Source organism: Pacificitalea manganoxidans, from assembly GCF_002504165.1.
Lineage (GTDB): Bacteria > Pseudomonadota > Alphaproteobacteria > Rhodobacterales > Rhodobacteraceae > Pacificitalea > Pacificitalea manganoxidans.
The window spans coordinates 2,928,384-2,946,634 of the sequence record NZ_CP021404.1 but is presented as its reverse complement, the minus strand read 5'-3'; the positions used below and the strand labels follow the sequence as shown (position 1 = coordinate 2,946,634).

At 63.8% G+C, this 18,251-nt stretch carries 16 protein-coding genes and 2 tRNA genes; 5 read left to right on the top strand and 13 right to left on the bottom strand.

The window, feature by feature from the left end; genetic code table 11:
• Positions 1-3: 3 nt before the first annotated feature.
• From yidD to rpmH, 3 genes are all read right to left on the bottom strand, one after another.
• The gene (gene yidD, locus CBW24_RS13440; protein WP_097373881.1) at positions 4-249 is read right to left on the bottom strand and encodes a membrane protein insertion efficiency factor YidD; all 246 of its coding nucleotides are present in this window, start codon (positions 247-249) and stop codon (positions 4-6) included.
• A complete protein-coding gene (rnpA, locus tag CBW24_RS13435; protein WP_097373880.1) occupies positions 246-689 on the bottom strand; it encodes a ribonuclease P protein component in 444 nt (147 codons plus the stop codon). Before rnpA ends, yidD begins: the two co-directional genes overlap by 4 nt.
• Before the next feature lie 173 nt (positions 690-862).
• Positions 863-997 (bottom strand): 50S ribosomal protein L34, encoded by a 135-nt coding sequence (rpmH, locus tag CBW24_RS13430; RefSeq protein ID WP_012177012.1) that lies wholly within the window; start codon positions 995-997, stop codon positions 863-865.
• A 245-nt stretch (positions 998-1,242) separates the two neighbouring features.
• On the opposite strand from rpmH, the gene CBW24_RS13425 reads away from it, so the two are divergent.
• From CBW24_RS13425 to CBW24_RS13410, 4 genes are all read left to right on the top strand, one after another.
• Complete coding sequence (locus CBW24_RS13425) at positions 1,243-1,968, top strand: TVP38/TMEM64 family protein (protein ID WP_088664650.1); 726 nt, start codon at positions 1,243-1,245, stop codon at positions 1,966-1,968.
• A 5-nt stretch (positions 1,969-1,973) separates the two neighbouring features.
• A complete protein-coding gene (locus CBW24_RS13420) occupies positions 1,974-3,398 on the top strand; it encodes a dihydrolipoyl dehydrogenase family protein (RefSeq protein ID WP_097374247.1) in 1,425 nt (474 codons plus the stop codon).
• 19 nt (positions 3,399-3,417) lie between these two features.
• On the top strand, positions 3,418-4,872 hold the full coding sequence (locus CBW24_RS13415) for a sensor histidine kinase (RefSeq protein WP_097373879.1): 1,455 nt from the start codon (positions 3,418-3,420) through the stop codon (positions 4,870-4,872).
• 53 nt (positions 4,873-4,925) lie between these two features.
• Positions 4,926-5,002 (top strand) — tRNA-Arg (locus tag CBW24_RS13410).
• A gap of 501 nt (positions 5,003-5,503) precedes the next feature.
• Here the strand turns inward: CBW24_RS13410 and CBW24_RS13405 are convergent.
• The 10 genes from CBW24_RS13405 to CBW24_RS13360 all read right to left on the bottom strand — a co-directional run bounded on the left by CBW24_RS13405 (position 5,504) and on the right by CBW24_RS13360 (position 16,171).
• Positions 5,504-5,578: transfer RNA gene (locus tag CBW24_RS13405), tRNA-Gln, on the bottom strand.
• Between the two features lie 95 nt (positions 5,579-5,673).
• The gene (locus CBW24_RS13400) at positions 5,674-7,077 is read right to left on the bottom strand and encodes a mechanosensitive ion channel domain-containing protein (RefSeq protein WP_097373878.1); all 1,404 of its coding nucleotides are present in this window, start codon (positions 7,075-7,077) and stop codon (positions 5,674-5,676) included.
• Between the two features lie 206 nt (positions 7,078-7,283).
• Positions 7,284-8,780: a phosphomannomutase/phosphoglucomutase gene (locus tag CBW24_RS13395; RefSeq protein WP_088664647.1), complete on the bottom strand. Its 1,497-nt coding sequence runs from the start codon at positions 8,778-8,780 to the stop codon at positions 7,284-7,286.
• Positions 8,781-8,808: 28 nt separating this feature from the next.
• The gene (gene kdsA, locus CBW24_RS13390; RefSeq protein ID WP_097373877.1) at positions 8,809-9,648 is read right to left on the bottom strand and encodes a 3-deoxy-8-phosphooctulonate synthase; all 840 of its coding nucleotides are present in this window, start codon (positions 9,646-9,648) and stop codon (positions 8,809-8,811) included.
• Positions 9,649-9,808: 160 nt separating this feature from the next.
• Complete coding sequence (locus CBW24_RS13385; protein WP_097373876.1) at positions 9,809-11,686, bottom strand: capsule biosynthesis protein; 1,878 nt, start codon at positions 11,684-11,686, stop codon at positions 9,809-9,811.
• Complete coding sequence (locus tag CBW24_RS13380; protein WP_088664644.1) at positions 11,670-12,323, bottom strand: ABC transporter ATP-binding protein; 654 nt, start codon at positions 12,321-12,323, stop codon at positions 11,670-11,672. The genes CBW24_RS13385 and CBW24_RS13380 overlap by 17 nt, the downstream gene beginning before the upstream one ends.
• 541 nt (positions 12,324-12,864) lie before the next feature.
• The gene (locus CBW24_RS13375; RefSeq protein WP_097373875.1) at positions 12,865-14,280 is read right to left on the bottom strand and encodes an FAD-binding oxidoreductase; all 1,416 of its coding nucleotides are present in this window, start codon (positions 14,278-14,280) and stop codon (positions 12,865-12,867) included.
• A 21-nt stretch (positions 14,281-14,301) separates the two neighbouring features.
• Positions 14,302-14,859, bottom strand: a complete 558-nt coding sequence (locus CBW24_RS13370) for an adenine phosphoribosyltransferase (protein WP_088664642.1) — start codon at positions 14,857-14,859, stop codon at positions 14,302-14,304.
• Between the two features lie 3 nt (positions 14,860-14,862).
• Positions 14,863-15,222, bottom strand: a complete 360-nt coding sequence (locus CBW24_RS13365) for a 5'-methylthioadenosine phosphorylase (protein WP_097373874.1) — start codon at positions 15,220-15,222, stop codon at positions 14,863-14,865.
• A gap of 61 nt (positions 15,223-15,283) precedes the next feature.
• Complete coding sequence (locus CBW24_RS13360) at positions 15,284-16,171, bottom strand: S-methyl-5'-thioadenosine phosphorylase (RefSeq protein ID WP_097373873.1); 888 nt, start codon at positions 16,169-16,171, stop codon at positions 15,284-15,286.
• A gap of 225 nt (positions 16,172-16,396) precedes the next feature.
• On the opposite strand from CBW24_RS13360, the gene CBW24_RS13355 reads away from it, so the two are divergent.
• A complete protein-coding gene (locus CBW24_RS13355) occupies positions 16,397-18,001 on the top strand; it encodes a SulP family inorganic anion transporter (RefSeq protein ID WP_088664696.1) in 1,605 nt (534 codons plus the stop codon).
• The last annotated feature ends 250 nt before the right edge of the window (positions 18,002-18,251 follow it).

The following is an 18,251-nucleotide window of genomic DNA, read 5'->3' as shown; positions in this document are numbered from 1 at the left end:
GGTCTAGCGGCTGCGGCGCGGCGTGTCAGCAGGCGGGACGGGATCGTGACCGGAACCGCCCCATGGGTGACAGCGCAGAATGCGGCGCAGCGCCAGCCAGCCGCCGCGCGCCGCACCGTGGATTTCCAGAGCCTCCAGCGCGTAGGCGGAGCAGGTGGGCTGATAGCGGCAATTCGCGCCCAGCCACGGCGACAGAAACAGCCGGTAGCCATGCACAGGCACTGCGAGCAGCCGCGCCAGCAGTGTCATGGCTGCGGCGCGCCCGCGGGATCAGGCGGAGGGCCGCGGCGCCGAGATGTGTGGATGCGGGTCAGGGCGTCCCGCAGGTCATCCTGCAACCGCGTAAAATCGCGGGTCGCGGTGGCGCCTGCCTTGCCGATCAGCACATAGTCCCAGCCGGGCTTGCCCAGATGCGGCAGGCATAGACGTGCGATTTCACGCAAGCGGCGCTTGGCCCGGTTGCGTGCGACGGCATTGCCGACCTTCTTGGAGCAGGTGAAGCCGACGCGGATCGCCTCCGCAGGCCACGGCTCGGTCTCTGCACGGCGGCGGGCTTGTAGCAGAAAAGCAGGGCTGGGCTGTTTGCGTGCGCGGGCGGCCCGCAGAAAGTCGGGACGGTCCTTGATGCGCAACAGGCCAGCCGCGTCGGGACACAGGGCCGCAGGTTTCAGCAGCGGTGCCTTAATCATGGCAGGCGCCGCCGAAGCCGCCGGATCGGAGGCATGTCCAGACGACGAAACCGCCGACGAACCGCCCCCGTGGGGCGCAGTGGCCCCGAAGTCGGCTCGCGACGGCGGTGTCGCGTTAGGCTTATCTGTCGGCCCGGCTGTCAACTGGCGTCGCACATCCGTCCGCCGAACGCTTATGCGCTCAGCGATTTCCGGCCACGCGCACGACGTGCGTTCAGAATTTTACGGCCTGCTTTGGTGGCCATGCGGGCGCGGAACCCGTGACGCCGCTTGCGGACCAGGTTCGAGGGCTGAAAGGTGCGTTTCATCGCTCCGTCTCCGTCATGTGGCCCAAACCCCGTGACGGGACTCGAAGGCCGGTGATGTTCTAGAAGCCGCCTGTTAGGCACATCGCAGAGCAAAGTCAACGGATGCTTGGCGCGAAGCGCAAATAAGCCGGGGACGCGATGCAGCGTTTATCAAAGGCTTGTGATGCGGCTTCCGCGGCGCAGCATAACCCGCCATGATCGCCGCCGCCCGGGTGTCATGCTCCGGCTTGTCATGAGGACCCGTAATGCCCGAATCCCCCCCGGCGCCCAATGTGTTGCGCTATCTGCCCGTTATCGTCATCGCCCTTGTTGCCCTTTTAGGGGTGATCCTGTTGCGCGATGAACTGACCTTCGACGCGCTCGCCCGGCACCGTGAAACGCTGCTGGCCTTCCGCGATGCCCACTATGTATGGGCTGCGCTGGCATTCATGCTGACCTACTGCCTGCTTGTCACCTTTAGTCTGCCGGGCGCGACGGTCGCGACACTGACCGGGGGCTTTCTGTTCGGCTTGTTTCCCGGCGCGCTGTTCAACATCGCCGCTGCGGGCACTGGTGCGGTGCTGCTGTTTCTTGCCGCGCGCTGGGGGCCGGGAGATCGGCTTGCCGCGAAATTTGACAGCTCCACCGGGCGGGTCGCGCGGCTGAAGGCCGGGCTTGATCGCAACCAGTGGGAAATGCTGTTTCTCATGCGCCTGTTGCCAGTGGTGCCATTCTTCCTCGCCAACCTGATTCCCGCTTTTGTCGGCGTGCCGCTCCATCGCTTCGCCGTCACCACCTATCTGGGCATCCTGCCCGGTGCGGCGATCTACACGTCTGTAGGGGCCGGTCTGGGCGCGGTGTTCGAAAGCGGAGACACGCCCGATCTGGGGTTGATCTTCGAGCCGCGTGTGCTTTTGCCCATCGTGGGACTATCTGCACTAGCGATATTGCCAATTTTGCTACGCACGTTGCGATCCAAGAAGGAGGTATGAGCCCGGTGAAACAGCTCAAGACAGATATCTGCGTGATTGGCGCAGGCTCGGGTGGGCTTTCTGTAGCCTCCGGCGCGGCGCAACTCGGCGCCAATGTGGTTCTGATCGAGTCCGGAGAGATGGGCGGCGACTGTTTGAATCGCGGCTGCGTGCCTTCCAAGGCGCTGATCGCGGCGGCGGCCCATGCCCATTCCCGCGGCGCAGGTGCGCAGTTTGGGATTGCCCCCGTTGAGCCAGAGGTCGATTTCGCCAAGGTCATGGAGCATGTGCACCGGACCATTGCGACCATCGCGCCGCATGACAGTCAGGAGCGGTTCGAGGACTTGGGCGTCAAGGTCATCCGGGCCCGCGGGCGTTTCGTCTCCGAAGACGAGGTCGAGGCGCAGGGCACCCGGATCAAGGCACGCCGATTCGTCATCGCCACCGGCTCCCGCCCCGTGGCCCCCCGGATCGAAGGGCTCGACGGTGTCGACTACCTCACCAACGAAACCCTGTTCGATCTGCGCGAGCGCCCCGATCACTTGGTCGTGCTGGGCGGCGGTCCGATCGGGATCGAGATGGCGCAGGCGTTTCGCCGTCTGGGCAGCCGCGTCAGCGTTGTCGAGGCAGGCAAGATCATGGGACGCGAAGACCCTGATCTGGTCGAGGTGGTCCGCGCAAGGCTGCTGGCCGAAGGTGTCGAACTGCACGAGGACGCATCCGTCGAGCGTGTCCGCGCCGGAGAGGCTGGCGATAGCGCCGTCACCCTCGATCTGAGCGAGGGTTCGGTTAGCGGCTCCCATCTTCTGGTGGCGACGGGCCGGGCGCCGGTCACCGATACGTTGGATCTGGAGAAAGCGCGCGTTCTGGCCACTCGCACCGGCATTCATGTCACCGATGAACTGCGCACGACGAATCGTCGGGTCTACGCCATCGGCGATGTGGCGGGGCAGGGGCAGTTTACCCATCTTGCAGGCTACCATGCCTCGCAGGTCGTGCGCCGCATTCTGTTTTCGGTTCCCGCCAAGGTGCGCCCGAATATCATCCCGCGCGTCACCTATACCGCGCCCGAACTGGCCTATATTGGCCTGACCGAAGCGCAGTGCCGCGAGGAATACGGCGGTAATTTCCAAGTTACGACCCTGCCGCTATCGCGCAACGACCGTGCCATTGCGACCCAGCAGACTGACGGTATGGTCAAAGTGCTGACCTCGATGGGCCGTCCTGTCGGTGTGGGGATCGTCGGTCCCGGCGCAGGCGATCTGATCGGTATATGGGCGCTCGCTATGGCGAAGGGGCTGAAAATGTCCGACATCGCGGGCATGGTGGCGGCCTATCCAACCTTGGCTGAAACCACGAAACAGGCGGCGGGTGCCTATTTCTCCCCCCGACTTTTTGATAACCCAACATTAAAGAGGGCTGTCGGGTTCGTGCAACGCTGGCTGCCCTGAGGCGGTCACAGGGTCTGCGATGTTTTTCAACACGCTCTCCGGTCGGTTTCTGGCACTGACGATCGTCTTCGTCATGCTGGCCGAGGTGTTGATCCTCGTCCCGTCCATTGCCAATTTTCGCGAAGACTACCTGCTGACCCGCCTTGAGCGGGCGCAGATCGCATCGCTGGCTTTGCTGGCCACCGATGATGTCATCGACGAAGACCTAGAGGGTGAGTTGCTGTCCAATGCCGGCGTCTACAACGTCGTGCTGCGGCGGGACGAGGTGCGGCAGCTGATCCTGTCTTCGGTGATTCCGCAGCCGATCGAGGCGACCTATGATCTGCGCGACCCGCCAGAGTGGGAACTGATCCGCGATGCGCTCGTCCGGCTCTGGCGCCCCGAGCCGGTGGTGATCCGGGTCATCGGTGACCCGGTCAAGCAAGCCGGGCTCCTGATCGAGATCACGCTGTCGACCGAAGGCCTGCGCAGCGCCATGATCGAATATGGTCTGCGGGTGCTGGTGCTGTCGGCGGTCATCTCGATCTGCACGGCGTTGCTGCTGTTTCTTGCTGTGCGTGGCTTTATCGTCGTGCCCATCAAGCGGGTCGTCGACTACATGCAAAGCTACGCCGCCGCCCCCGAGGACACCCGCCGCATCATCGAGCCTCGCGCCGGTGTGCTGGAGTTGCGGGAAGCCGAAATGGCGCTGAAATCACTCCAGACCGAACTGACCTCCGCCCTGCGTCAGAAAGAGCGGCTGGCGCAACTGGGCGGGGCTGTCGCCAAGATCAGCCACGACCTGCGCAACATCCTCACGACCGCGCAGCTTTTCGCGGACCGCATGGAGGCGAGCGAAGATCCCGCGGTCAAACGCGCCGCCCCCAAGATCGTCCGCGCCATTAGCCGGGCCGTGACGCTGTGCGAGACAACCCTTGCTTTTGGTAAGGCGGAAGAGCCTGCGCCGGCGATGAATCGCATCGCACTGGCAGCGCTGGTGGCCGATGTCGTCGATAGCGAACGGCTGGCGGCGGGGGAGCATGATCTGTCCTTTGCCGAAGACGTGCCCGCCACCATGATTCTGCGGGCGGACAGCGATCAGCTGTTCCGTGTGCTGTCGAACCTCATCCGCAACGCCCGCGAGGCCGTGATTGCCAGTGCACGCCCCGGCGAGATCGGGATTCGGGCCGATGAGGATGACGACGAATGGACGATTCGCGTCACCGATACCGGGCCCGGCCTGCCGCCGAAGGCGCGTGACAATCTGTTTACGGCGTTTCAGGGCGGCGGACGCAAGGGCGGCACCGGGCTGGGCCTCGTGATCTCGGCTGAGCTGATCCGCGGGCATGGCGGGCGGCTCGAACTGGCCCGCACCGGACCTGACGGCACCGAGTTCCTGATCCGCCTGCCCAAAGGCGCCAAGCTGTCGGAAGACCCCGAAAGATCGCTGCCGCACGAGGCTGCCGCCACGGAAAACGCGCCACTGGCCAATTGATCCGCATTTCCGCTTGCAACCCCGCGCCCACCCCTCTAAATGCACCCCACGACGCGCTGGTAGCTCAGTTGGATAGAGTACCTGACTACGAATCAGGGGGTCGGGGGTTCGAATCCTCCCCAGCGCGCCACTTACTCTCCAACATATTCATGTCGACCCAATGTTCGCGCGATCTTGCAGTTTGCGCGATGTTCGCCCGTGGTGCGCGGCTCGTGCGACCGTAGCCGGTGCAGCGCTGCCTAGGAAGTCGTCGGGTCCTTTTTGACCGAGGCCGCACACGCTTGAGCCTTTCGCGAGAAGTCCGCGACAGGGCGCGCGGGTGGGCTGCTGAGGGCCAGTGCGGACCCGCCGTCCTCAAGCCGCTCTAGACCGCCCTCCGCTGCCACCTGAGCCCCCGGCTCGCTTTATGCCCCCTCCACACGTTCACGATGCTGGCATGTGGCAGGTAGACTGATCGCATGGGCAGCTTCGGGCCTGTGACGGCGCAGTGTCTCAAACGTGCCTTGGCGAAGATAAAATTGGGGATGCGCATGGCGGAACGGTCGGTCGGGGACACAAACGCCATAACGAAAGCGGCTCAGTTCGGCTGTCCTCTCTGGGCGGTGCACTAACTCAACGACTGACTGAAAGCTGGCTGGGGTGGTAGGATTCGAACCTACGATACACAGTACCAAAAACTGCTGCCTTACCACTTGGCTACACCCCAGCAGCGAGGCGTTTCTTACTGATAGGTCACGCGGACCGCAAGACCCCATACGCTAAAAAATGCGCCCCGACGCCGGGTCAAGGACGGGCGCGCGATCACTCGACGGGGGCTGCGCGGTTCAACAAGTCCTGATCTCCGGTTTCGCGGCGCTCCGCCTCCACGATGCGGGCCAGATCCCGGTCTTCCGCGGCTGAGACGTCATCGGCGGCTGGTGGCACCGGCGGAGCGGGGAGCGGCTCTTGGGCGGGCGTGGCTGTCTCCTTGGTGGGGGAGGTCACGGGCGCGGCGTCTTCGTCTTCGGTCACCGTGGCGGCGCGGGGCAGAACGCCTGACAGGCCGGGGGGCAGGTCGAACCGCAGGCGATAGGTGTTTTCGGGCAGCGACACGCCAGCGGCCTCGACCGCGGATTTCACCATGCGCAGCGCTTCGCCTCGGGCCAGCGCAAAGGATGTCTGGGTCTGGTCAATCCAGCCTGTGACCTGCAACAACAGCCCCGCATCGTTGATTTCTTCGATCCATGCGGAGGCGGCGGGCGTGGCGAGGGTAAAGGGCAATGCCTGCACCGTGTCTTCGGCCAGTTTGCGGATCGCGGTCACATCGCTGCCCGCGTCGACGGTGATGCCGAACAGAAAGCGGCGCTCCCGGTTCCGGGTGAAGTTGACGACCCGGCCTTTGAACACGGTCGCATTGGGAATGCGGATCTGGTTGCCATCGAGCGACAGCAGAATCGTGGCGCGGCTGGTCAGGCGGATGACCTTGCCGGTGTCGCCTTCGATTTCGACCAGATCATTGGGGCGGAAGGGCTGGCGGATCGACAGCATGACCGAGGCGATGAAGTTTTCGACGGTGTCGCGCACGGCGAAGCCGATGGCGAGACCGATGATCCCAGCCGCCCCAAGGATAGTGGACAGCAGCGCCGTCGCCCCGACAATGTCGAGCGCGATCACCACCGCCGCGATCAGAAAGGCGATCCGCACCATTTGGCGATAGATATCGGCGATGAATGCGTTGGGGGCGAGCCGGGTCCACGGGCGATCCCACCGCGCCAGCATTAAACCGGCAAAGACGACAATAAGCCCGACCCCGAGCGCGACAGCGGCGAGGGGCAGAAAGGCGAGCATTTGTTCGGTGCGCCGACGGAAACGCTCCATCGCCGGGCTGAGCCGCTTGGCCAGTTCCGCGCTTTCGACAAGGTCACTGCGGATCGCCACGACCCCGTCGATGCGGCTCGCGATGCCGGTCAGGCGCTCCGCGGCAGCCGGGTCCAGAGTCTCGCCACTCAGGGTCACGATGCCCGCCTCGACCGTGACCGCCACATCCGGGTAATCCGCGAGCGCGTCGAGGATCTGGCGCAGCCGTGCGGCGATGGCAGCATCCTGCGCGGCGTCCGGCTCCAGCGCGATGGCGGCGGTGGGCTGCGCGTCCTGTGCGGCGGCGGGTGGGGCCAGCCAAAGGGCGATGCCAAGGATCAGGAGCGAAAACAGACGGGGCAGCAACATGAGCGGACCTTGCAGCAGGGCGGCCCTGCGCAGGGGGCCAGCGGTGTCATCTGCAACAGAAGTATGGCGCCCGCGCGCCGGTTTCCAAGCCACAGACCTGCCATAGCCCACGGGCGCAAGGGCAGGGCGGGCGGGTATGCCGGGCGGGGCGCATGAAAAAGGGCGGGGAAATCCCCGCCCTGATGCTGCTGTATGATCCGCTAAGGTCAGATCTTCTGATCGTATTCGCCCACCGACGGCTCGGTGCGGATCACATCGTCGATCTCCTTAAAAATCGCGCGTAGTTCTTCGTCGCTGTCCGAGCTTTCGCAGACGACGACAAGATTCGGCGTGTTCGACGACGCCCGCACCAGCCCCCAGGAGCCGTTGTCGAGGATCACCCGCGCGCCGTTTACCGTGACCACCTGATCGACCTTACGCCCGGCGAAGGTGTCGCCTGCATCGGCCTTGGCCACGATTTTCTGCACCAAGCGGTCGAGCACCTCGTATTTTTCGGTGTCGGGGCAATGGGGCGACATCGTGGGCGTGGACCATGTTCGCGGCAGGGCCTTGCGCAGATCGGACATGGATTTGTCCGGGTTGCGGTCCATCAGTTTGCAGATTTCGACCGCGACGCGCATGCCGTCATCGTAGCCGCGGCCTACCGGCTCCGCGAGGAAGTAGTGGCCCGATTTCTCGAACCCGGCCAAGGCGCCCAGTTCATGCACCCGGCGCTTCATGTGGCTGTGGCCGGTTTTCCAGTAGTCGGATTTTGCCCCATTGGCCTGAAGCTCGGGGTCAGACGCGAAGAGGCCCGTGGATTTCACATCCGCGACAAAGGTCGAGCCGGGATAGATCTTGCTCAGGTCGCGGGCCATGATGACGCCGACCTTATCGGCAAAGATCTCCTCGCCCTCATCATCGACCACACCGCAGCGGTCGCCGTCGCCGTCGAAGCCCAGCGCGAAATCAGCGCCGGAGGCCCGCACGGAATCGGCCATGTCGTGCAGCATTTCCATCGCTTCGGGGTTCGGGTTGTAATGCGGGAAGGTGTAGTCGAGCGTATTGTGGCTTTCGACCACTTCGACGCCGATCCGCTCGAACAACGCAGGCGCATAGGCGGAGGCAGTGCCATTGCCTGTAGCGCAGACGACCTTCAGCTTTCGGGTCATTTTGAAGTCGCCGACGAGGTCGTCCATATAGGCTTCGAACACACCATCGACCTGTTCGCAGGAGCCGCCTTCGCGGGTTTCCCAGTCGCCGCCCATGACGATCTGTTTCAGCTCGTCCATTTCATCGGGGCCATGGGTCAGGGGCATCTGGAAGCCCATTTTGACCCCGGTCCAACCGTTCGGGTTGTGAGAGGCGGTGACACAGGCCACGGCCGGAATACCAAGGTGGAAGGAACTGAAATAGGCCATCGGCGTGATGCAAGGGCCGATATCCTTGACCGTGATGCCCGCTTGGACAAGCCCGAGGATCAGCGCGTTCTTGATGGACAGCGAATAGTCCCGGTAATCGTTGCCGACGCAGATCACGGGGTCGAGCCCGCGACGATGCATCTGCGTGCCCAGACCCAGACCCAGCGCGGTAATGCCGGGCAGGTTCACGGCCTCGGGGTATTGCCAGCGCGCATCATATTCGCGGAAGCCCGTCGGCGTGATCATCGGATCGCGCAGGAATTCCCATGTGTTCGGCGTGACGGTCGGCGATGGGGTCTTCATGTCTGCTCCTGATCGCATAAACGGAAGGTTACTGCAGGGCCGGCAGCGGATGTGCCTTGGCCAGTGTGTCGAAACGCATGAGGATGTCCACAAGGTTCCTCATCTCGTTCAACGGGATCATATTCGGCCCGTCCGAGGGGGCGGTGTCGGGCGCTTCGTGGGTTTCGATAAACACCGCGGCCACGCCCACGGCCACTGCCGCGCGCGCCATAACGGGGGCGAATTCCCGCTGCCCGCCGCTCGCGCCGCCCAAGCCTCCGGGCTGCTGGACGGAATGGGTGGCATCCATCACCACCGGATAACCCGTCGCCGCCATCTGCGGCAGCGCGCGCATATCGGTGACCAGCGTGTTGTAGCCAAAGGACGACCCCCGCTCGGTCAACAGGATGCGCTTGTTTCCGGTGCTTTCGATCTTTGACACGACATTGGCCATGTCCCACGGGGCAAGGAACTGCCCCTTCTTGATGTTGATGACGGCGCCGGTTTCGCCGGCGGCCAGCAACAGATCGGTCTGGCGGCACAGAAAAGCGGGGATTTGCAGAATGTCCACGGCTTCGGCGGCCGGGGCGCATTGATCGGCGGTGTGGATGTCGGTCAGGACCGGGCAGCCAAATTCGGAGCGGATGTCTGACAGGATGCGCAGTCCCGCATCCATTCCCACGCCCCGCTGACCCGAAAGAGAGGTGCGGTTGGCCTTGTCGAAGCTCGCCTTGAATACATAGGTCGCGCCATGCTCGGCACAGATTTCGGACATGGTCCGCGCAATCATCGCGGCGTGGTCATAGCTTTCAAGCTGGCACGGTCCGGCGATCACGGTCAGCGGCGCGGTGTTGCTGATGCGTGCGCCGCCGATTTCGACATCGGTCATTCAGGCAGATCCCCCGAGTTCAAACAATTCCGCCGCGTGACGCGACATGCGCCCAAGCGCCCCGCATTTGCGGGACTGTTGGCGCTCACATGGCGTGGTGAACCGTGAGATAGCACATCGCGCGCGGAAGTCCCGCAACGCGTGTGGAAAGGCGCACCCGTCAGGCGGAAACTTGTTCACGCAGGATCGAGGCGGTCAAGCTCATCATCAGGTAGATGCCCGCAAAGATGACAAAGGCCAGCATCGTGTTTTCCGCCGCGCGGGGGTAGGTCGGCTCATCCGGGGCGATGGGATTGACGCCAAGCGACAGGTAACGGGTCTGCCGATTGGCCTCGATCCGGGCAGTTTCAAGCTGCGTCAACGCCTGCTGAAGCAGCAACTGCCGCGTTGCAAGATCGGCCTCCGCGATGCGAAGCTGGCCGGTGATCCGGGCCAAAGATGCGCCGCCGGTATTGCTGTCCGTCATGGACGACCGCATGTTTCCGATCAACTCTTGCAAGCGTTGAATTTCGCCGCGCACGGCATCCACGCGCGCCTGATTGGGGCGGCTGTTGGCGAGCAGTTGCTGAAGCTCCAGTTGTTTCTGGCGCAGCTGCACCTCGAATTGCGTGACCTGCTGCATGATGGAACTGGTTTCGGTCACCGGATCGAGCACGCCGAGCTGCTCTTGCAGTTCTAGCACGCGGGTCTGGGCCTCCTGCACGCGCTGCTCCGCCTCGTCGAAGCTGGAGCTTGCCCCGGACATCTGATCGGCCCGCAGGCGTTGGGTCAGGTTATCGACCTGCTCCTCGGCATAGCTGATCAGATGCTCCGAGAAGGCCTGACTGGCGGCGGGGGAGGCGGCGATCACCTCCATCTTCAGGATGCCTTCTGTCGGATCGTAGCCAATCTTCACGTTGCGCTGGTAGGCTTTATAGGCGGCCTCGTTGCTGGCGTCTTCGGGCAGGCGCTGCAACGGATCGATCCAGTCCTGCGAGAAATGCGATTTGAACCCCTGATCCCGGTCGAGCCGCAGCATCGCGTCGCGCGATTGCAGATAGGACTGCACCGTGGTGCTGTCCTGCTGCACGGCAAGCCCGGTGCCTTGGAACAGGCCGCCCAGCCCGGCGGCCGACTGGGTTTCGGCCTGCTGGATGACGAATTCGGATTTGGTCGCGTAAAGGGGCGTCGCGATCTTGAAATAATAGTAGCCCACCAACAGCGTCGGCAGGAACACGAACACCGCAAGCCGCGCCATCAAAAGCAGGAATTTCCTGCGCCGCCGTTTCGCAATATCCCGCTGGATACGCTGGATCGCGTCGGCGCGACGCTCGGCCGGTTTCGCCACCTCTGCCGGTTTCGAGAACTCGGTCGAGGGCAGGTTGGTGCCGGGTTGTGGCACGGTCTGCGGTAACTGCGTCCGGGGCGTTTGCACGGGCTGAGAGGTTTCCGCCACAACAAGGTCGAGCATGTTGGAGCGCTGGAACGGGTCAATGCCCTTGGCGCGCAGCAGGCGGATCGCGTCGAAATCCGATACCGGCTCTAGCCCGTGCTTCAACGCCACACGCCGCGCCATGCGCAACTGCCGTCCTGTCAGACCTTCGCGGCGGATCGCGGCGATATCAGCTTCGACATGTGCGTCATCTTCCGGCGTCGGCACATCGGCGCCGATCCGGTTGGGGGTCGGGCGGGCGGCTGCGGGTTCGTCTGCCAAGGGAGGCGCCACCATTTCGGGCGCTTCGAACAGCCGGGCCGGATCGGCCATCGCATGATCGTCATTATAGGGGTCGGGCGTTGCGGTCTCGACGATGCGCGGGGCCTGACGCCGGGGGGCGGGGGTGGCCGCGCCATCATCGCTGGGGGTCGGGCGGGGGGCGGTTTTCGCGCCCGGCTGACGTTTGACGGTTGTCACCGGCCGCGGCTTGGCCGTGACCTCGCGCGTGGCCACGCTGCCGGTCGTCGCCTCCAGCCGGGCTACGTCCTGTGCGGTTTCGCTGCGCTGAAAGAGCGGTGCCCCCCGGTGGATGCGGAACTTGCTCGCTTTAAGCTTGGTAGTCATAGAGCTGCTTCGCTTCTTCCAGGGTGTCGAACATGGTCAGTTGACCATCCCGCAATACCGCCGCGGAGCGACAGAATTTCTCCAATACGGCGGCCTGGTGGGACACCATCACCACGGTCGTGTTCTGCAGCCGCTCGCGCAGGATCTCCCCCGCTTTGCGATTGAATTCCACATCCGTCGTCGCGGGCATGCCCTCGTCGATGAGATACATGTCGAAATCGAGCGCCAGCATCAGCGAGAAGCAGAACCGCGCCCGCATACCCTGGCTATATGTGCCGACGGGCATGTCGAAATATTCCTCAATTCCGCACAGCCACCGTGCGAAGGCCTCGACATAGTCGGCATCGAGACCGTAGAGCCGGGCGATATAGCGCGCGTTTTCGGTTCCGGTATGGCGATTTACGACACCGCCCATGAAACCTAACGGAAATGAGATGCGGCAGGTGCGGTGAATTTCGCCTTCGTCGGGCTTCTCCAGCCCGGCCATCATGTTGATGAGCGTGGTCTTGCCCGTGCCGTTGGGAGCGAGGATGCCGATGGAATTGCCAAGTTCCACGCGCAGCGAAGCCCGGTCGAGAATCACCTTGCGCTGCTTCCCGGTCCAGAAGGACTTGCTGACGTTTACGAACTCCAACATGCGCGGCTCAACTCACACTAAATCAAGGGACAGCCCGAAAAAGGCTCGGGTGTTCCGGTCAGTTTGTAGTGCCCCAATGGGACGTCATTATGTCAGCGAGGTGGAGCGAATTATAGCAACTACGGCGAAATGTGACGGTGTCGGGGCAGCGTTTTCCGTAACGTTTGCGAGAAAAATAACAGTCCCTTGCCAATTGCACATCCGGGGCGTGTGTTATGGAATTGGAGTTAACGCATAAGTAACTTCTCGGGATTAGAAATTTGGAAAGGCGCGGCTTCCCCATCCGGCGTCTGTCAGGGCACGATAGGATCGCCCGTTTCGACCTGCACCGCCAAGAACTTCCTTGTTCCCCCGGATGTTGCGAGCGGCGCGGGACACCCTAAGGCGCCGGAAGCGGTTGATGCGCGCTTCCGGCGTCTGACTGTTTGACGTGAAACATCCGGTCCCGCCGACGCAGGCGCATGGACCCCTATGGGGCGTCAGGCTGCCGCCTTGGTCGCGCCACAGGCCGTGATGTTACAGCGATCCGGTCCGGCCAAACTCACGTCCCGCGCAGCACGGCGCCGGGGTTCATGATTCCGGCAGGATCGAGCGCCGATTTGATCGCCCGCATCGCGGCCAGCTTTGTCGGGTCGCCGTAATGCTCCAACTCACCGACTTTCAGCCGACCAATGCCATGCTCGGCGCTGAATGAACCGTCGAACTCGCGCACAATATCGAACACCGTGCGTTTGATCTCCGCGACCCGGTCGGCATAGTCCGCGCGGACCCGGCCGGGCGCGGGGAAGACATTATAGTGCAGGTTCCCATCGCCCAGATGGCCAAACGCATTGATCCGCAGATCGCCCGCCCGGCCCAGCACCGACCCGGCATGGCGCAGGAAGTCCGGCACCGCCGACAAGGGTAGTGAGATGTCATGCGAACTGATCGAGCCGACGCGACGGTTCGCCTCCGGGATGCGTTCGCGGACCTCCCAGAATGCGTCGCGCTGGGCACCGGATTGCGCGATCACGCCGTCGCAGACCAACCCGGCCTCATGCGCTTCGGCGAACAGCTCTTCCAGCACGGTTTCTGGTGTGGCCCCGGCTGGTAAACCCAGATCGATGAGGACGGCCCAGTCGGGTAGGTCGGCAAATGGGTGGCGCAGGTCGGGCATGGTGTCACGCTGAAACTGCAGCCCCTGTCCCGAGATCAGTTCGAACGCATCCAGACCGGGACCGACACGCCGTTGCGCCAGATCCAGCAGCCGCAACGCGGCATCGGGGTCCGGCACTACGAAAAACGCGGCACCCTGTTGTGCGGGACGCGGCATAAGGCGCAGCGCCGCAGCGGTAATCAGGCCCAGCGTGCCCTCCGCCCCGATCAGTAAATGGCGCAGGTCATAGCCGGTGTTGTCCTTGCGCAGACGTTTCAAACCGTTCAGCACCGATCCGTCAGGAAGGACTGCCTCCACCCCCAGCACCAGATCGCGGGTGGTGCCGTAGCGCAGGACATTAACGCCGCCCGCATTGGTCGATAGCAATCCCCCGATCCGGGCCGAGCCTTCGGAGGCCAGCGACAGCGGGAACAGCCGGTCAATGTCATGAGCGGCCTGCTGCACATGGGCAAGGATCGCGCCCGCCTCTACCACCAGCGTGTTTTCGGCGGGGTAGGTGGCGCGGACCACAGTCATACGCTCCAGCGTGATGACCAGCGGGCGGGGCAGGTCTACGCCGATTTGCCCGCCGACTAGGCCGGTGCCGCCACCATAGGGCACAACAGGCACACGGGCGGATTGGGCTGCGCGGATCGCCGTGGCGGCCTCCGACGTGGTGGCTGGTGCAATCAGCAGCGCGTCGCCGGCCCGGCTTAGGCCGCGGGGTTCTTCCAGATAGCGCGGCTCCAGCGGGCGGAAGGCAGCGGCGGGCAGGGACGCGCGCAGCCCGGCCTCGAAACGGTCATCGGCGGGGGTCAGCATGGGTCTGGATCCTCCGGCGGCTCAAAGCCCCTCATAGGCACAAATCGCATGCACATCCATGCCGAGCGCTTCGAGCTTCGCCCGCCCGCCCAGATCCGGCAGATCCACGACAAATCCGCAGCCCATCACCGACCCGCCCAGCCGTTCGACCAGCCGGATGCCAGCGGCAGCGGTGCCGCCCGTGGCCAGCAGGTCATCGACCAGCAGCACCTTTTCGCCCGGGCGGATGGCATCGTCGTGAATTTCCACCACGGCCTCGCCATATTCGAGCGTGTAGCTTTCGGCGATGGTTGTGGCGGGCAGCTTGCCCTTCTTCCGGATCGGGACGAAGCCCAGCGACAGCTGATGCGCAATTGCCCCGCCAAGGATAAAGCCGCGCGCCTCCAGTCCCACGACCCGGTCGATCTGCTGGCCCGCCCATGCATGGATCATCTGATCCACCGCCATGCGGAACCCACGCGGATCGGCGAACAGCGTTGTCACGTCGCGAAACAGGATACCTTCGTGCGGAAAATCGGCAATCGTGCGGATATAGTCGCGCACCTCTTTGCGGTCGCGGGTCGTCGTCGTGTCGGGCATTGGTTAGCTCCGGCTTTTGACCAGCAGCGCCGAAGAGACGATGCCGACCAGGGCTTCGGGATTGTTGCGGCATTCGCGGATGGTGGCCTGCACGACGCGTGCGCCGCCGACCTCCTCAAGCTGCGCGGTGAAAGCGGGGGCCTCATATGCCGTCGCAGCGGACCAGAAGCCAAGGATCCAGCCCGCGGCCTGACCCTTTTCGACCGGCGCGCCATCGGTAAACGTGTCGATCATCCGGGTGCACGTCCATTGGCCGACGCCCATCAGATAGCTGTCGGCGCGCGCGGCACCTGCACCGATCAGGGGCGCGACAAGCAGGCCGATCACTGCGGCGCAGGTCGCGCGCGGGGGAAGCATGGGCATGGGCAACGTCCTTGCTGTTGTGGCTGACCCGGTTAGAGCATGGGCCGCGCGGTCACGCAAATCAGCTGCTTGTGCGTCCCAGAACCCGGCCCGCCACGGCATCGAGCCGGGCGATCAGCGCAGGGTCGCGCTTCTCCGGTGCGGTGAGGATGGCATGATCCAAGGCGCGGTCACAGCCATGCGGGCAGACCTGTCGCGCGGCGCCCAGCAGGCCGGGCAGGCGTGCCACCAAACCGCGCGCTTTGTCGGCATTGCCGAACAGGACGCGGATGATTTCGGTCACGTCGACTTCGCCGTGATCTGGGTGCCAACTGTCGTAATCGGTGATCATCGCGACGGAGGCATAGCAAAGCTCCGCCTCGCGGGCGAGCTTTGCCTCAGGCATATTTGTCATGCCGATCACGTCGCAGCCCCACGCATCGCGATACATCCGCGATTCAGCAAGGGTGGAGAATTGCGGCCCCTCCATCGCCAGATAGGTGCCGCCGCGATGCACGTTGATGCCCTGGGCCTCGGCCGCCTCGGCGCAGGCGGTGCCAAGCCGGTCGCAGGTCGGATGCGCGACCGAGACATGGGCCACGCAGCCCGCGCCGAAAAAGCTGCTTTCGCGGGCGACGGTGCGGTCGATGAACTGATCTACGACGACGAAATCGCCCGGTGCCATCGCCTCGCGGAACGAGCCGCAGGCCGACACCGAAATCACATCGGTCACGCCCAGCCGTTTCAACGCGTCGATGTTGGCGCGGTAGGGGGCGGAGGACGGGCTCAGCACATGGCCGCGCCCGTGCCGGGGCAGAAACGCCATAGCCACACCGCCCAGAGTGCCTGTCAGGATCGCGTCCGACGGCGTCCCGAAGGCGGAGCTAACCTCGCGCCATTCGGCATTTTCGAGCCCGTCGATCTCATACACCCCGGATCCGCCGATCACCCCGATCATCGTGTCGTTCATCCCAAACCGTCCCTCGGCGCATGTCGTTGCAGATGCTGTGATTGATGCGTGTTTTGCGCGTTCGCGGCACCATACGCAGCTGTCCGGCAGCAACAAGAGGCCCGACAAGGTGGGCTTTGCCGTGGAAACATGCTACCCGCCGCACGAATCCGCACATATCCGATCCAGAAGAAAGCGACCGTTCCTGTGAGTTCGACCGATCGACCGGGCGGCAAACCGCCGCGCATGACCCGAAACCTCCTGTCCAACTTCAGCCTTGGCATGGTGGACGACCTAGGTCCGGCCCGCATCCGCACCGAGCTTCTGTCCGGGCTGACGGTGGCGCTGGCGCTGGTGCCCGAAGCCGTGGCTTTCGCTTTCGTGGCCGGGGTGCATCCGCTGGTCGGGCTGTATGCTGCGTTTCTCGTCGGGCTAATCACCGCACTGATCGGCGGGCGACCGGGGATGATTTCCGGCGCGACAGGCGCGCTGGCGGTGGTGATGGTGGCCTTGGTTGCCGACCACGGCGTCGAATACCTGTTCGCGACCGTCGTTTTGATGGGCCTGCTGCAAGTCACGGCAGGGGTGTTTCGCTGGGGGAAATTCATCCGGCTGGTGCCGCATCCGGTGATGCTCGGCTTCGTCAACGGGCTGGCGATTGTGATTTTCATGGCGCAGCTGAGCCAATTCCAAGTGCCGGGCTCCGCCGAAATTACCGGTCACGGCGCTGCGGGCGGCGAATGGTTGTCGGGCATGCAGCTATATACCATGCTGGCTCTGGTTGGTCTGACCATGCTGGTGATCTGGGCGCTGCCCAAGCTAACCCATGTGATCCCGGCGCCGCTGGCCGGTATCGCGATCACCGCCGGGATCGTCATCATCTTTGGCATCGACGTGCCGCGCGTGGGCGATCTGGCCGATATCAAGGGCGGGCTGCCAAGCTTCCATATTCCGATGGTGCCGCTGAATTTCGAGACGTTGCAGATCATTCTGCCCTATGCCGTGATCCTTGCCGCCATCGGCCTCATCGAAAGCCTTCTGACGCTGAACCTTGTCGGGGAAATCACCGGCCAGCGTGGCGGGGCCTCGCAGGAATGTATCGCGCAGGGCACCGCCAACGTCGTCACCGGCTTTTTCGGCGGCATGGGCGGCTGTGCGATGATCGGCCAGTCGATGATCAACGTGAAATCCGGCGGGCGCACGCGGATCTCGGGCATCTTTGCCGCGCTAATGCTGCTGGCGTTTATCGTCGTGGCCTCGCCCGCAATCGAACAAATCCCGCTCGCCGCGCTGGTGGGGGTGATGTTCATGGTGGTGATCGGCACCTTCGCGTGGAAGTCGCTGACCATCCTGCGCAAGGTGCCGCTGACCGATGCGCTGGTGATCGTGCTGGTGACGGTTGTTACCGTGCTGACCGACCTTGCCATCGCGGTGGTCGTCGGCGTCATCGTGTCGGCCCTGCAATACGCATGGTCCAACGCCGTGCGCATTCGGGCCAGCACCTATGAGACGCCCGAGGGCGCCAAAGTGTATCAGGTCAAAGGGCCGCTGTTCTTTGGCTCCACCGACGGGTTCACCGAACTGTTCAAACCGGAGACCGATCCGGAACTCGTGGTCATCGACTTCGCCGAAAGCCGTGTTGCGGATCAATCGGCCCTGACCACCATCGAAGCCGTGGCCGCCAAGTATGAGGCAGAGGGCAAGCGGGTGGAGCTGCGTCATCTCAGCCGCGATTGCCACCGTCTGCTGCGCCGTGCAGGCCAGTTGGTGATCGAAAGCGATGACGATCCCGAATATGAGGTCGCCGCGAATTACATGGTGCGGACCGGCCAGCTATCCGCCGGGCACTGACGCCAAACAGTGTGAGCGACCTGATGCCCCTCGGACGGCGATCCGGGGGGGATTTTCATGTTTGGCCATGACAATTGGAGCCAAAACTGCCTGTTTTTGGATCACTTTCTGCCGCTGACATTTTTGTCAAGATTTTGGATGTCAAATAATATCAAGCATTAACAGGGGCCTATGCGAATTTCCGCCGGATTGACGCTTGGGGACAGGAACCGCGATCAGGCTTCGATGTTGTCTATCCAAGCGGTCGCCG

Coding starts and splice junctions, on each gene's coding strand:
- yidD (WP_097373881.1), bottom strand. CDS start 249: ATGACACTGCTGGCGCGGCTGCTCGCAGTGCCTGTGCATGGCTACCGG.
- rnpA (WP_097373880.1), bottom strand. CDS start 689: ATGATTAAGGCACCGCTGCTGAAACCTGCGGCCCTGTGTCCCGACGCG.
- rpmH (WP_012177012.1), bottom strand. CDS start 997: ATGAAACGCACCTTTCAGCCCTCGAACCTGGTCCGCAAGCGGCGTCAC.
- CBW24_RS13425 (WP_088664650.1), top strand. CDS start 1,243: ATGCCCGAATCCCCCCCGGCGCCCAATGTGTTGCGCTATCTGCCCGTT.
- CBW24_RS13415 (WP_097373879.1), top strand. CDS start 3,418: ATGTTTTTCAACACGCTCTCCGGTCGGTTTCTGGCACTGACGATCGTC.
- CBW24_RS13400 (WP_097373878.1), bottom strand. CDS start 7,077: ATGTTGCTGCCCCGTCTGTTTTCGCTCCTGATCCTTGGCATCGCCCTT.
- CBW24_RS13395 (WP_088664647.1), bottom strand. CDS start 8,780: ATGAAGACCCCATCGCCGACCGTCACGCCGAACACATGGGAATTCCTG.
- kdsA (WP_097373877.1), bottom strand. CDS start 9,648: ATGACCGATGTCGAAATCGGCGGCGCACGCATCAGCAACACCGCGCCG.
- CBW24_RS13385 (WP_097373876.1), bottom strand. CDS start 11,686: ATGACTACCAAGCTTAAAGCGAGCAAGTTCCGCATCCACCGGGGGGCA.
- CBW24_RS13380 (WP_088664644.1), bottom strand. CDS start 12,323: ATGTTGGAGTTCGTAAACGTCAGCAAGTCCTTCTGGACCGGGAAGCAG.
- CBW24_RS13375 (WP_097373875.1), bottom strand. CDS start 14,280: ATGCTGACCCCCGCCGATGACCGTTTCGAGGCCGGGCTGCGCGCGTCC.
- CBW24_RS13370 (WP_088664642.1), bottom strand. CDS start 14,859: ATGCCCGACACGACGACGACCCGCGACCGCAAAGAGGTGCGCGACTAT.
- CBW24_RS13365 (WP_097373874.1), bottom strand. CDS start 15,222: ATGCCCATGCTTCCCCCGCGCGCGACCTGCGCCGCAGTGATCGGCCTG.
- CBW24_RS13360 (WP_097373873.1), bottom strand. CDS start 16,171: ATGAACGACACGATGATCGGGGTGATCGGCGGATCCGGGGTGTATGAG.
- CBW24_RS13355 (WP_088664696.1), top strand. CDS start 16,397: ATGACCCGAAACCTCCTGTCCAACTTCAGCCTTGGCATGGTGGACGAC.